The following is a 13143-nucleotide window of genomic DNA, read 5'->3' as shown; positions in this document are numbered from 1 at the left end:
CCTTGTCGTGGCTCCTCGCTTAGATAGCCCGTCAGGGCCGTTTGTCAGGGCGCGAAAGCGGCACAACGCGATTATCCTGCTCTGACAGTTCTTCGAAATCGAAATTATCCAGTTTGGCCGCACGTTTACCCGCGCGTTCAGCAGCCGTGCCCAAGCCTTCAAGATCGGCGCGGGCCTGCCCGAAATGGGTGTTCAGCTTGCCCACACGTTCGACCACGATCTCGACATCGCGGTGCAGCATCTTGAGCGTTTTGCGGATGGCCCCTGCCTGTTCCCGCATCCGCGCATCCTTGAGGATCGCGCGCATCGTATTCAGCGTTGCCATGCAGGTGGTCGGCGATACGATCCAGACCCGCGCATCAAAACCTTCGCGGACGAGTTCAGGGAAGTTCGCATGCAGCTCGGCATAGACGGCTTCCGAGGGCAGGAACATCAGCGCGCCATCCGCGGTCTCGCCCTCGATGATGTATTTCGTGGTGATCGCCTGAATATGCGCCTTGACCGCAACCCGCATGGCGCGGGCAGCATCCTTGACCTCGTATTCCGTCTTGGCACGGCGCAGGGCTTCATAGGCTTCAAGCGGGAATTTACTGTCGATCACGATCGGGCCGGGCGGATTCGGCAGGTGGATCAGGCAATCCGCGCGCCTGCCGTTGGAAAGCGTCGCCTGCATCGTATAGCTGTCACTTGGCAGCGCCTTAGAGACGATATCGTGAAGCTGGATTTCACCGAATGCGCCACGGGTCTGTTTGTTGCTCAGGATATCCTGCAGCGACAACACGTCGCCCGACAGTTTGGTGATATTGTCCTGCGCCTTGTCAATCGCGGCCAGCCGTTCCTGTAGCTGGGTCAGGCTGGTCGTTGTCTGCTTGCTGGAACCGTGAAGTGTCGCGCTCATGCGTTCCTGCATCTCTGCCAAGGACCGGGCAGAGCGGGCCGCGTTCTCGGCCAGCCGGTCCTGCATTTGCTGCTGCACATGGGCCATGCGGGCCTCGATGCTTTGCACCATCTGAGCCTGCGCATTGGCTTGGGTATCCGACACGGTTTGCAAACCACCGCGCAGTTGTTCCTGCCCCATGCCAAGCTGTTGTACATGGCCGCCCAGTATCTGCATCTGTCGCGCCAGCGGTGCCGCCACCCGCGCCGACCGCCCCGCCGCACGCACCGCCATCACCAACAGGATCAGCACCAGCAAGACCACGCCCCCGCCGCCAATCAGCAGCAGCATGGCAGGGCCTGTCAGCGCGTAGGTTTCACCGCCAAGCTGGATCATGTGCGCCCGAACAGACGTTCGATATCGCTCAACTTCAGCTCGACATAGGTGGGGCGGCCGTGGTTGCACTGGCCGGAATGGGGCGTCGCCTCCATCTCGCGCAGCAGCGCGTTCATTTCCTCGCCCCGCATCCAGCGGCCCGAGCGGATGGAACCGTGACAGGCCACACGGCTGAGGATCGCTTCGATCCGGGCCTGTAACGTGTTGCTTTCGTTCTGATCCGCGAGCTCATCAAGGATATCCAGCACCATCGCCTTGGCGTCCACTGTGCCAAGGATCGCGGGCGTTTCGCGCACGGCAATGGCACTGCCGCCAAAGGGCTCGATCCCCAGTCCAAACCGCGCGAGGTCTTCCGCGACCTCGAGCAGCCGCGCGCAGTCCGACGCTGACAGATCCACGATCTCGGGGATCAGCAAGGCCTGCGCCGCGACACCGTTTTCGGCCATCTGGCGTTTCAGCTTTTCATAGACCAGTCGTTCATGCGCTGCGTGCTGGTCCACGATGACCATGCCCGTCGCTGTCTGTGCGATGATGTAATTCTCGTGCACCTGTCCCCGCGCGGTCCCAAGGGGGAAGTCCGGCGCGGGTTCGGCGGCGGGCGTGTGTGCGTCGTGGGTCCGAGTGTCGTGGGTCTGGACGTCAGCACCGCCAGCCTCGTACTGGGGGGGCGTTTCAACACGGCCCCACATGCCGGCGGTTTCGGCAAAGCCGGGTTCGGGCGCTTGCGCCTGATAGGCAGCACTGCGCGCACCAAGCGAGGGGCGGTCCATCTGATACACCCGCGCACCGGGCTGTTCGGGGCGCATCGCCCCCAAGGTCGCATTCGCCACGGTGGTCGAGGCACGGTGCCCCGCATCCGCCAGTGCATGGCGCAGCGCCGATACGATCAACCCGCGTGCCAGTCCGGGATCGCGAAAGCGCACTTCGGATTTGGCCGGGTGGACGTTGACATCCACAAGCTTGGGATCGCAATCGACGAACAATGCGGCGGCGGGATGGCGGTCACGGCTCAGCAGGTCGAAATAGGCCCCGCGCAACGCCCCCACCAGCAGCTTGTCACGGACGGGACGCCCGTTCACAAACAGGTATTGCGTCACGGCAGAGCCGCGCGAATAGGTCGGCAGGGCCGCATAGCCCGTCAGGTGCAGCCCTTCGCGTTCGGCATCGATGGCCAGCGCGTTTTCAGCAAATTCGCGCCCCAACACCTGTGCCAAACGCCCGTGCAGCGCGGCGAACATATCGCCCTGTTCGGCCTCGGCGCGAAACACCTCGCGGCCCGGTCCGTCGCCGGACACATCGCGCAGGGTGAAACGCACGAAGGGTTCCGCCATCGCCAGCCGCTTGATGATGTCAGAGATCGCCTGCGCCTCGGCGCGATCGGTGCGCAGGAACTTCAACCGTGCGGGCGTAGCAAAGAAGAGATCGCGCAGGGTGACGACGGTGCCACCATTCAGCGCAGCAGGGCGCACAGGGCCGGTCACGCCGCCGTTGACCGAAATCTCTGCCCCGTCCTGTCCCGCAACACGGCTGCAAATGGTCAGCCGCCCGACAGCCCCAAGCGAGGGCAGCGCTTCACCGCGAAAACCGAAGGTGTGGATGTTCAGCAGGTCCGTCCCGTCGATCTTCGAGGTCGCGTGCCGGGACAGCGCCAGCGTCAGATCGTCCGCGGCGATGCCGCAGCCGTCGTCGGTGACGCGGATCAGGGTCTTGCCACCATCGGCATATTCGACCGTGATTTGCCGCGCGCCCGCATCAATTGCGTTCTCGACCAGTTCCTTGACCGCTGAGGCAGGGCGTTCAACGACCTCTCCGGCGGCGATACGGTTAATCGCCGAGTCGTCGAGCTGCCGGATCACCGGGCGATTTTCGCTTATATTGGGGTTTGGATGCGCCATGCTTCTAGACCTAGCATAGAGGCGCGCGATTCTGAAAGCCGCGAATACGGATGGTTAACGCTCGTCGGCGAGGTTAATCCTGTGTGGCTGCATTGAACCAGGCGACGATCTCGGCGCGTTCGCTGGCCTGCATATGGCTTAAGTTGGCAGGGGGCATCGCATCGGTCACGCCTGCTTGCAAATAGATCTGTTTGGCCGCGCTGGCGATCTGATGTTCTGTCTCAAGCCGGATGGATTTCGGCGGCCAAAGCAGCCCGTCCCACGCGGGTTCTGCCGCATGACACATGCTGCACCGACCGCGCACGATATCTTGCACCCGGTCAAACCCTTCGGCCTGGGCAAAGCGCAGTGCGGGGCCGGTCGCCTCTTCCGGCTCGACGCTGCGGAACATCGGCGCGGTCGACAGCCACATGATCGTGACGAACAACAGCGCGGTGACCGCCCATGTCCACGTCGGATTGCCCTGACGCGCGTGCAGGCTGTTGAAGTAATGGCGGATCGTGACCCCCATCAGAAACACCAGTGCCGCAATCAGCCAGTTCATTTCCGACGCGAAGGCCAGCGGGTAGTGGTTGCTGAGCATCAGGAAGATGACCGGCAAGGTCAGATAGTTATTATGTGTGCTGCGCTGTTTGGCGATCTTGCCGTATTTCGCATCCGGCACCCGCCCCGCCTTGAGGTCGGCCACCACGATCCGCTGGTTCGGCATGATGATGAAGAACACATTCGCCGACATGATCGTCGCGGTGAACGCGCCCAGATGCAGCAACGCTGCACGCCCCGAGAAGACCGAGGTATAGAAATAGGCCATCCCCACAAGGATCACATAGAGGCCGATCATCAGCCGTGTGTTGTTATCGCCGAATTTGCTTTTGCAGATCTGGTCGTAAACCAGCCAACCAAAGCCGAGCGACAGAAGGGAAATCCCCACGGCCTGCCAGTTCGCCAGTTCTGCGACAGTGGGATCGACAAGATAGAATTCCGACCCGAGGTAGTAGACCAGGATCAGTAAGGCAAAGCCGGAAAGCCACGTCGAATAGCTTTCCCATTTGAACCAGATCAGATCGTCGGGCATCTGCGCGGGGGCCACCAGATATTTCTGCACGTGATAGAACCCGCCGCCGTGGACCTGCCATTCTTCCCCGTCCGCGCCGGTTTTGAGGTTGCGGTCGCGGTGCAGGCCCAGATCCAGCGCGATAAAGTAGAACGACGACCCGATCCACGCGATGGCCGTGATGACATGCACCCAGCGAACGGCAAACTCGATCCAAGCGCCAATGGCGGCCATATCGTACATGGGGTGGCTCCTTAGTGTAGCGTCTTGGGTGTATGCGGCAGTTTACCCTTGGAACTGCCCGACAACCCGCCCGAGACTTCCTCGGTTGATTCCTCTGCCAGTTCTTCGGGCAGAAGCAGGTTCAGTACAATAGCAATCAGCGCCGCGGGAAGCAGACCGCTGGTCAGCAGGATCTTGGCCGTGTCGGGCAGGTGTTGCACCGCGCCGGGTTCCAGCTGAAGCCCCAGACCGATCGAGATCGAGATGGCAAAGATCACCATATTGCGGCGGTTCCAGTCCACGTCGGACAACATCGACATGCCGGCGGCCACGACCATGCCGAACATCACGATAACCCCTCCGCCCAAGACCTCGATCGGGATGGTGCGGATCACGCCGCCGACCTTGGGGACCAGCCCGCAGAGGATCAGGAACAGCGCGCCGACGGTGACGACGTGGCGGCTCATCACGCCTGTCATGGCGATCAGGCCGACGTTCTGGCTGAAGGATGTGTTGGGCAGCCCCCCAAAAAGACCGGCGACGGCAGACCCGATCCCGTCGGCATAGGTCGCGCCCTGGATTTCGCGGTCGGCCGCCTCACGGCCCGCGCCGCCCTTTGTGATCCCGGCGACGTCACCCACGGTTTCAATCGCCGAGATAAACGCCATCAGACAAAAGCCGATGATCGCCGCTGCCGAAAACTCGAACCCGTATTTCAGCGGATTGGGCAGCGCAAAGGCGGCAGAGCGTGACCACGACCCGCTGATGTCGCCAAAGCTGAGCATCCCCACGGCCAGCGCATAGATATACCCCACGATCAAGCCGATCAGCACAGCCGAGATCGACAGCATTCCGCGGGTGAAAAACTTGATCCCCAATGTGACAAAGATCACCACCAGCGCGGCCGACCAGTTCAGCAGGCTGCCATAGGCAGGCGTGCCAATCGCGGGCACACCACCGGCAGCGTATTGGATCCCCACCTTGACCAGCGCCAGACCGATCATCGTGACCACCAGCCCCGTGACAAGCGGCGGCAGCGCAAATCGGATCTTGCCGATGAACAGCCCCAGAAAGGCGTGGAACATGCCGCCGATCACAACGCCTCCGAACAGCGCGGCAAGCCCGTCCACACCCTTGCCCGCCACCAGAGGGATCATGATGGGGATGAACGCGAAAGACGTGCCCTGCACAATCGGCAGCCCTGCCCCGACAGGCCCCAGAGTCAGCGTTTGCAGCAGCGTCGCGACACCGGCAAACAGCATCGACATCTGGATCAGGTACAGCAGTTCGGGAAAGTCGGGCGAATTCGACCCGAACCCAAAGCCCGCCGCGCCCGCGATGATGATGGCGGGGGTGACATTGGACACGAACATCGCCAGCACGTGCTGAACACCCAGAGGAATAGCGCGATACAGCGGCGGCATGTAATTGGGGTCGCGCAGTTGTTCCAGCGTGCCGATGGCGTGGCGTGTCATATCAAATGTCCCTTGTTGATCACTGGCCGCTATTTGTGCGGTCCGATTATCTGCGGGGTTTACCCCTTGATCACATAAGGCGGGTCCAGCGGGTATTCGTCAAGGTTGGGGCTGGTGGCGATGCGGTCCACCACGGCGAAAAGCCCGGGCTCTGCCAAAGGGGTAAGCACGCCGTGCCATGTCCCGCGGTGAAAGTTCACGCCTTGATGCGGTGCCGTCAAGAACGCCAGCGGTGTGCCGGGGGTATCGCCCTCGTCAGGTGCCACGATCACAAGAAACGGCGCGCCCGTCAGTGGCAGGAAGGCTTGAGACCCTTCGGGGTGCCGTTCAAGCAGGTCCAACTGGTACGGCAGACGACGGGCCTGCGCGTTAAAGATGCTGATGCCCGCGCGACCGTCGGGCCCGAAATCCAGCTTTGCCAGATCATGGTGCCGCCCACACAGCCCCGCGTTGATGATCCGGTCCGGCGCGCCCGAGGCGTCCAGCACTTCACCGAAAGGGGCGAAGGCATCTGCGGTCAGGGGCTGAACGGTGATCTCGCGCGGGCTCATAGCGACAGCGGCATGTGGCGGTTCACATCCTTATACAGCAGATAGCGGAAGGGTTCTTGCCCCGTTGCGATACAGGCCTGCGGACAGAAAGCACGCAGCCACATGAAATCGCCCGCTTCAACCGGCACCCAGTCGCGGTTCAGCAAATAATCCGCCGTGCCCTGAATGACGTAAAGCCCGTGCTCCATCACATGGGTCTCTGCGAAAGGGATGCGCCCGCCCGGTTGGAAGGTCACGATATTGACGTGCATGTCGTGGCGTAGATCGTTTGGGTCCGCGAAACGCTGGGTCGCCCAAGCGCCATCGGTATCGGGCATGGCAATCGGCGCGACTTCGTTGTCATGGGTCACGAATGCCTCCGGCGCGTCCAAGCCGTCTACAGGCACATAGCGCTTGCGCACCCAGTGCAAGCCGCAAGGCGTATCGCCGGTGTTCCAAAGCGTCCATTTGGCCGCAGGGGGAATATAGGCGTAAGACCCTGCCACAAGATCATACCCCTGCCCGTCCAGCGTCAACCGCGCGCGGCCTGTGGCCACGAACAAGACCGCTTGCGCCTGCGCGTCCGGTTCGGGTGTGTCGCTGCCCCCCTTGGGGGCAAGCTCTACCGCGTATTGCGCGAAGGTTTCGGCAAATCCGGTCAGCGGCCGCGCCAGCACCCAAGCGCGTGTGTTCACCCATCCGGGCAGCAAGCTGGTGACGATGTCCCGCTGCACCGAGGCAGGGATCACCGCGTAGGCGTCGGTGAACACAGCCGTGCTTTCAGGAGAGACAGTCTGGTCCGGCAGACCGCCGGGGGGGAAGGCATAGGTCATAGCATATCCTCCAGCCGCAGCCGTGCGATCCGTTCGACCTGTGCGCATGCGGTGGTAAATTCATCTTCGGTTGCGTTGGCGATGCGGGTCTCGAACTGGCGCAGGATGCCGTCCTTGTCGTGATCCTTCACCGCGATGATAAAGGGAAACCCGTGTTTCGCGACGTATTGGCTGTTCAACGTCTCGAAGCGCGTACGCTCGGCATCGGTCAAGGCGTCCAGCCCGGCGCTGGCTTGTTCTTGCGTGCTTTCAGCCGTCAGCCGCTTGGCCGCCGCCAGCTTGCCCGCCAGATCGGGGTGCGCGGTTAGCACGCCCAAGCGTTCCGCCCGCGTCGCCGACCGGAACATCCGCGCCAAAGCATTGTGTATCCCCGCGACAGAGCTATGCGCGGGCCCAAGTTCAAGATCATACGCGCGTTCGGCGATCCACGCTGAATGTTCGAACACCCCGCCGAATTTCGCGACAAAGCTGGCGCGGTCCATCTGGTCCAGACGCAGGCGCGGCTGAGGCGGATGGGTGTCACGCCAATGCTCTGCGATGTCGATGCGGCGCGGCGTCCAGACGCCTTCGAACCCTTTGATGTAGTCGATAAAGCGTTTCAGCGCCTGTATCCGTCCGGGCCGCCCGATCAGACGGCAATGCAGCCCGACCGACATCATCTTGGCCTGCCCGGCGCTGCCTTCGGCATAAAGCGCATCGAAGGTATCGCGCAGATAGGCATAGAACTGATCGCCCGAATTAAAGCCCTGCGGCGTGGCAAAGCGCATATCGTTGCAATCAAGAGTATAGGGGATGATCAGTTGATCGCGCCCTGCTACCTGCATCCAATAGGGCAGATCATCGTCGTATGTATCCGAGATATAGTCGAAGGCCCCCGTCTCTGCCGCCAGCGCGACCGTGTTCACAGAGCTGCGCCCCGTGTACCAGCCACGCGGCGCTGTGCCGACGACCTCGCGGTGCAGGCGGATCGCCTCGTCCATATCGGCGCTTTCAACCTCGGCGGTGTGATCCTTGTAGTCGATCCATTTCAGCCCGTGGCTTGCGATTTCCCAATCGGCCTGGGTCATCGCCTCTACCTGCTGCGGGGACCGCGCCAAGGCGGTGGCGACGCCATAAACGGTAACAGGGATATCCGCTCCGGTGAACAGGCGGTGCAACCGCCAAAAGCCCGCCCGCGCGCCGTAGTCATAGATGGATTCCATGTTCCAGTGACGTTGCCCCGGCCAAGGGGCGGCCCCGACGATCTCGGACAAGAAGGCCTCTGACGCGGCATCCCCGTGAAGCAGACAGTTCTCGCCGCCTTCTTCATAGTTCAGCACGAATTGCACCGCGATCCGCGCGCCGCCCGGCCATTGTGCATCAGGCGGTGTGGGGCCGTAGCCGTGAAAATCACGAGGGTAGCGTGTCATGGGATCGTCCTTTGGTCAGCGCCTGCGCGCTCGGGGAAACCGCGCGCTGCGGGCCGTTGTTTTAGTCAACCAACGGTTTTCTGGCACTGATTTTTCGCAATGTACAGCCAGCCAACCCTTCCCGAAAGGTCGGCCGGCTGCCAGATCGGCTCGAGTGGCCCTGCTCTCTTATAGCGAAAGTTCTAAGGCGCTGGCCGGCCTGAAACTCAAACACATACGGGGGGCATATCGGGCGGGAAAGTGAGTGGAAGGGGCCGCTCTTGCTGCGCTATGCAACACGAGTCCTGTCGGCCCCTGCCCAATGATCGTCGCACCACGTGCGACTTGCCCGATCATAAGAATTCTGTCCCCCAGAATACATACTCGGATTGTATGGGTCGCTGGCAGGCAACACCTCCGATTGAATGTTGTGTACCATATAGGCGCAGGATGATTCGCGGCTCAAGCAAAAACGATTCGGTAGGCGAATTATTTTTCGCCATCGCCCGAATCACCGCCTCTTTCAGCGCTGGCGCGCCCAGAAAGCCGACTGCAGATCCGCCATTGACCTAGCCCGACACCCGCCTATCGTAAGGGTCCAACGGATCAGGAAAGACCCCACCCATGGCAAACGGCTATTTGACGACGCATGTTCTGGACACCGCACGCGGCCGCCCCGCAGGCGGGTTGGAAATCACGCTTTACCGGATCGAGGGGGCCAACCGCATGAAGCTGGTGCAGATGACCACCAATGCTGACGGTCGCACCGACACCCCGATCTTGCCCAAGGGCCAGTTTGCGGCTGGCACCTACGAGCTGGTGTTCGAAGCCGGGGCCTATCTTGATGCCATCGGAGCGGAGCCCGAAGCACCGCGTTTCCTGGACCAGATCCCCCTGCGCTTTGGCATTTCGGATGCGGATGCGCATTATCACGTGCCGCTTTTGCTATCGCCGTTCGGCTATTCAACCTATCGCGGCAGCTGAACGCCGCTGGCGGATGTGACGTGAGGGCGCGATGCTTGCATTGCGCCGTTGCCCCGTGGCACATTGCCTGTCTGATCAGACAGGAAAGCGCCCATGTCCACGCATGTATATGACCCGACCGAACTGGCCCAAAGCCACCTGCCACAGGTGACGGAACCCCGCAATCCGGGGATGCCGCTGGATATGGATTGGGTGCGCGCCGTGCAAGTGAACTCCTCTGCGGTAGAGCGCCGCGCCGCGGGTTTGCCCGCGCGCCGTTCCGTGAAGAAAGAGTATCAGGCCGCGTGGCTGCTGCGCGCCGTCAGCTGCATCGACCTGACCACGCTGTCAGGGGATGATACCGCCCGCCGTGTCGAGCGGCTTTGTGCGAAGGCACGTCAACCGATTGCGCCCGCGCTGCTGGACGCGCTTGGCATGTCGCAGATCACCGTGGGCGCGGTCTGTGTCTACCACGAGATGATCGCCCCCGCCAAAGCAGCACTGCAGGGCACCGGCATCCCGATTGCCGCCGTTTCTACAGGATTTCCCGCCGGTCTCTCCCCGTTCGAGCTGCGTCTGCGCGAGATCGAGATGAGCGTCGCCGCCGGAGCCGCCGAGATCGACATCGTTATTTCGCGCCGCCATGTGCTGTCAGGCGACTGGCAGGCGCTGTATGATGAAATGCGTGCCTTCCGCGCCGCTTGTGGCGATGCGCATGTCAAGGCGATCCTCGCGACCGGAGAGTTGGGCAGCCTGCGCAATGTCGCGCGTGCCTCGCTGATCTGCATGATGGCGGGTGCTGACTTCATCAAGACCTCCACCGGTAAGGAAAGCGTTAATGCGACCCTGCCCGTGACCCTCGTGATGATCCGCGCGATCCGCGACTATTTCGACCGCACCGGCTTCCGCGTTGGCTACAAGCCCGCGGGCGGGATATCGAAGGCAAAGGACGCGCTGGTCTATCTGGCCATGATGAAAGAGGAATTGGGCGACCGCTGGTTGCAGCCCGACCTCTTCCGTTTCGGGGCCTCGTCGCTGTTGGGCGACATCGAACGACAGCTCGACCACCATGTGTCGGGCAGCTATTCCGCAAGCCATCGTCACGCCATCAGCTGAGCCGCGTGAAACCAATGTCGGATTTGAGTATTTTGAAAAGGGTGAACCCATGAGCGTGTCCGAAATCTATGAAACCATGGACTATGGGACGGCACCGGAAAATGCCGCTGACGCACTGGCGTGGCTGGTCGATCAGGGCAGCCGTTTCGGGCATTTCATCGACGGCGCGTTCACCGAGGCGCGGGATGATTTCGAAAGCCGCAACCCCGCCAATGGCAATGTGCTGGCAACGTTGACGCAGGCCAGCCAGGCAGAGGTCGACACCGCGGTTGCCGCGGCGCGCAAGGCACAGCCCAAATGGGCCAAGCTGGGCGGTCACGGACGGGCGCGGTTCCTTTATGCGCTGGCGCGGTTGCTGCAGAAACACAGCCGGTTGTTCGCCGTGCTGGAAACGCTGGACAACGGCAAACCCATCCGCGAGGCGCGCGATGTGGATGTGCCCTTGGCGCAGCGGCATTTCTATTACCACGCGGGCATGGCCCAGCTGATGGAGTCCGAGCTACCCGACGCAGACGCGCTTGGCGTATGCGGGCAGATCATCCCGTGGAACTTCCCGCTGCTGATGCTGGCGTGGAAGGTGGCCCCTGCTTTGGCGATGGGGAATACGGTGGTATTGAAACCGGCGGAGTATACGTCGCTGACCGCGCTGCTGTTTGCCGATATCTGTGTGCAGGCGGGCTTGCCCAAGGGTGTCGTCAATATTGTCACCGGTGACGGCGCCGTGGGCGAGATGATCGTGCAGGCTGAGGTAGACAAGATCGCCTTTACCGGATCGACCCCTGTCGGGCGGCGCATCCGCGAGGCGACCGCCGGAAGCGGCAAGGCGCTGACGCTCGAGCTGGGGGGCAAGTCGCCCTATATCGTTTTCGACGATGCAGATCTGGATTCAGCCGTCGAGGGGTTGGTGGATGCGATCTGGTTCAATCAGGGGCAGGTCTGCTGTGCAGGCTCGCGCCTGCTGGTGCACGAGCCCGTGGCGGATCGGCTCTATGCCAAGCTGCGGGCGCGGATGGCGAAGCTGCGGGTCGGTGATCCGCTGGACAAATCCGTGGATGTGGGCGCGCTGGTGGACCCCGTTCAGGTGCAGCGCGTGACCGAAATGGTCGCCGCCAACACCAGTGGCGAGGTGTTTACCGCGGGCGATATCCCCGCGACCGGATGCTATTATCCGCCCACATTGATCACCGGCATGAACCCTGCCGATCCCTTGATGCAGGACGAGATCTTTGGCCCCGTGCTGGTATCCACCACTTTCCGCACCCCTGCCGAGGCGGTCGAGCTGGCCAATAACACCCGCTACGGGCTGGCGGCGACGGTCTGGTCCGAGAATATCAACCTCGCGCTGGATATCGCGCCCAAACTGGTATCGGGCATCGTCTGGGTGAACGGCACCAATATGATGGATGCGGCGGCGGGCTTTGGCGGTGTGCGCGAAAGCGGCTTTGGCCGCGAAGGTGGCTGGGAAGGGCTGGCGGCCTATACCCGTCCGAAAACCACGCAAAAACCTTTGAAAGAGATCACGGCCTTTTCCGGCAGCGGCACGCCAGCGGACCCGATTGACCGGACGGCCAAGCTTTATATCGGCGGCAAGCAAAGCCGCCCTGACAGCGGCTATTCCGCTCCGGTCTGGGGCAAGTCCGGCGATCTGCTGGGCCATGTCTCGCTCGCGTCGCGCAAGGATGTGCGCAATGCCGTGGAAGCGGCTCATGCCGCAAAGGGGTGGCGCAAGACCACAGGTCATCTGCGCGCGCAGATCCTCTATTATATCGCTGAAAATCTGGCGGCACGCGGGGATGAATTCGCACGGCGTCTGGATGCGATGCAGGGCGCTAAAACCGGTAAATCCGAGGTCGATCTCGCGGTCAAACGTCTGTTCACCTACGCGGCCTGGGCCGACAAATATGATGGGCAGGTGCATGGCGTACCGATCCGCGGCGTGGCGCTTGCCATGAAGGAACCTGTGGGCGTGATCGGCGCGCTTTGCCCGGCGGAGGCACCCTTGCTGGGGCTGATCTCTTGCATGGCGCCGGCGATTGCGATGGGGAACCGGATCATCTTGTCCGCCAGCGGCCCCTTCCCGCTTGCTGCGACGGATTTCGTGCAGGTGCTTGAAACCTCTGACGTGCCGGCGGGTGTGGTGAATATCTTGACCGGCCCGCAGAAGGACATCGCCGAAACACTGGCGCGGCATATGGACGTGGATGCGGTCTGGAGCTTTGGCGACAAGGCGCAAAGCGAAACCGTCGAGCGGGCCAGCGCGCAAAACCTGAAGCGCACCTGGGTCAACAACGGTATGGCCCGCGACTGGGACGGCGCAGAGGGTGAAGGCAAAGCGTTCTTGCACGCCGCGACCGAGGTCAAGAATATCTGGATCCCTTACGGCGAGTAACCTGG

The 13143-nt window shown here is 62.2% G+C and carries 10 protein-coding genes; 3 read left to right on the top strand and 7 right to left on the bottom strand.

Annotation, left to right across the window (positions count from 1 at the left end):
- Positions 1 to 31: 31 nt before the first annotated feature.
- The 7 genes from rmuC to puuE all read right to left on the bottom strand — a co-directional run bounded on the left by rmuC (position 32) and on the right by puuE (position 8691).
- Positions 32 to 1273, bottom strand: coding sequence for a DNA recombination protein RmuC (gene rmuC, locus IV89_RS03355; RefSeq protein WP_037942824.1), 1242 nt, complete (start codon positions 1271 to 1273; stop codon positions 32 to 34).
- A complete protein-coding gene (mutL, locus tag IV89_RS03350) occupies positions 1270 to 3168 on the bottom strand; it encodes a DNA mismatch repair endonuclease MutL (RefSeq protein WP_037942822.1) in 1899 nt (632 codons plus the stop codon). Before mutL ends, rmuC begins: the two co-directional genes overlap by 4 nt.
- A 73-nt stretch (positions 3169 to 3241) precedes the next feature.
- On the bottom strand, positions 3242 to 4465 hold the full coding sequence (locus tag IV89_RS03345) for a urate hydroxylase PuuD (RefSeq protein ID WP_037942818.1): 1224 nt from the start codon (positions 4463 to 4465) through the stop codon (positions 3242 to 3244).
- A gap of 11 nt (positions 4466 to 4476) precedes the next feature.
- Positions 4477 to 5919, bottom strand: a complete 1443-nt coding sequence (locus tag IV89_RS03340; RefSeq protein WP_037942817.1) for a nucleobase:cation symporter-2 family protein — start codon at positions 5917 to 5919, stop codon at positions 4477 to 4479.
- 59 nt (positions 5920 to 5978) lie between these two features.
- Entirely contained in the window at positions 5979 to 6470 is a 492-nt protein-coding gene (locus IV89_RS03335) for an ureidoglycolate lyase (RefSeq protein ID WP_037942816.1), read from the bottom strand.
- On the bottom strand, positions 6467 to 7282 hold the full coding sequence (locus IV89_RS03330; RefSeq protein ID WP_037942814.1) for a bifunctional allantoicase/(S)-ureidoglycine aminohydrolase: 816 nt from the start codon (positions 7280 to 7282) through the stop codon (positions 6467 to 6469). The genes IV89_RS03335 and IV89_RS03330 overlap by 4 nt, the downstream gene beginning before the upstream one ends.
- Positions 7279 to 8691, bottom strand: a complete 1413-nt coding sequence (gene puuE, locus IV89_RS03325) for an allantoinase PuuE (RefSeq protein ID WP_037942812.1) — start codon at positions 8689 to 8691, stop codon at positions 7279 to 7281. Before puuE ends, IV89_RS03330 begins: the two co-directional genes overlap by 4 nt.
- Positions 8692 to 9294: 603 nt before the next feature.
- Between puuE and uraH the strand changes: the two genes are divergently transcribed.
- The 3 genes from uraH (at position 9295) to IV89_RS03310 (ending at position 13138) form a co-directional block, all read left to right on the top strand.
- Positions 9295 to 9654, top strand: coding sequence for a hydroxyisourate hydrolase (gene uraH, locus IV89_RS03320; protein ID WP_005850231.1), 360 nt, complete (start codon positions 9295 to 9297; stop codon positions 9652 to 9654).
- A gap of 93 nt (positions 9655 to 9747) precedes the next feature.
- Positions 9748 to 10749, top strand: a complete 1002-nt coding sequence (deoC, locus tag IV89_RS03315) for a deoxyribose-phosphate aldolase (protein ID WP_005850232.1) — start codon at positions 9748 to 9750, stop codon at positions 10747 to 10749.
- A gap of 49 nt (positions 10750 to 10798) precedes the next feature.
- The gene (locus IV89_RS03310) at positions 10799 to 13138 is read left to right on the top strand and encodes an aldehyde dehydrogenase family protein (RefSeq protein ID WP_037942809.1); all 2340 of its coding nucleotides are present in this window, start codon (positions 10799 to 10801) and stop codon (positions 13136 to 13138) included.
- Positions 13139 to 13143: the final 5 nt, after the last annotated feature.

Source organism: Sulfitobacter sp. CB2047 (assembly GCF_000735125.2).
GTDB lineage: Bacteria > Pseudomonadota > Alphaproteobacteria > Rhodobacterales > Rhodobacteraceae > Sulfitobacter > Sulfitobacter pontiacus.
The sequence above is the reverse complement of the archived record's forward strand: the minus strand, read 5'-3'. Positions and strand labels throughout refer to the sequence as shown.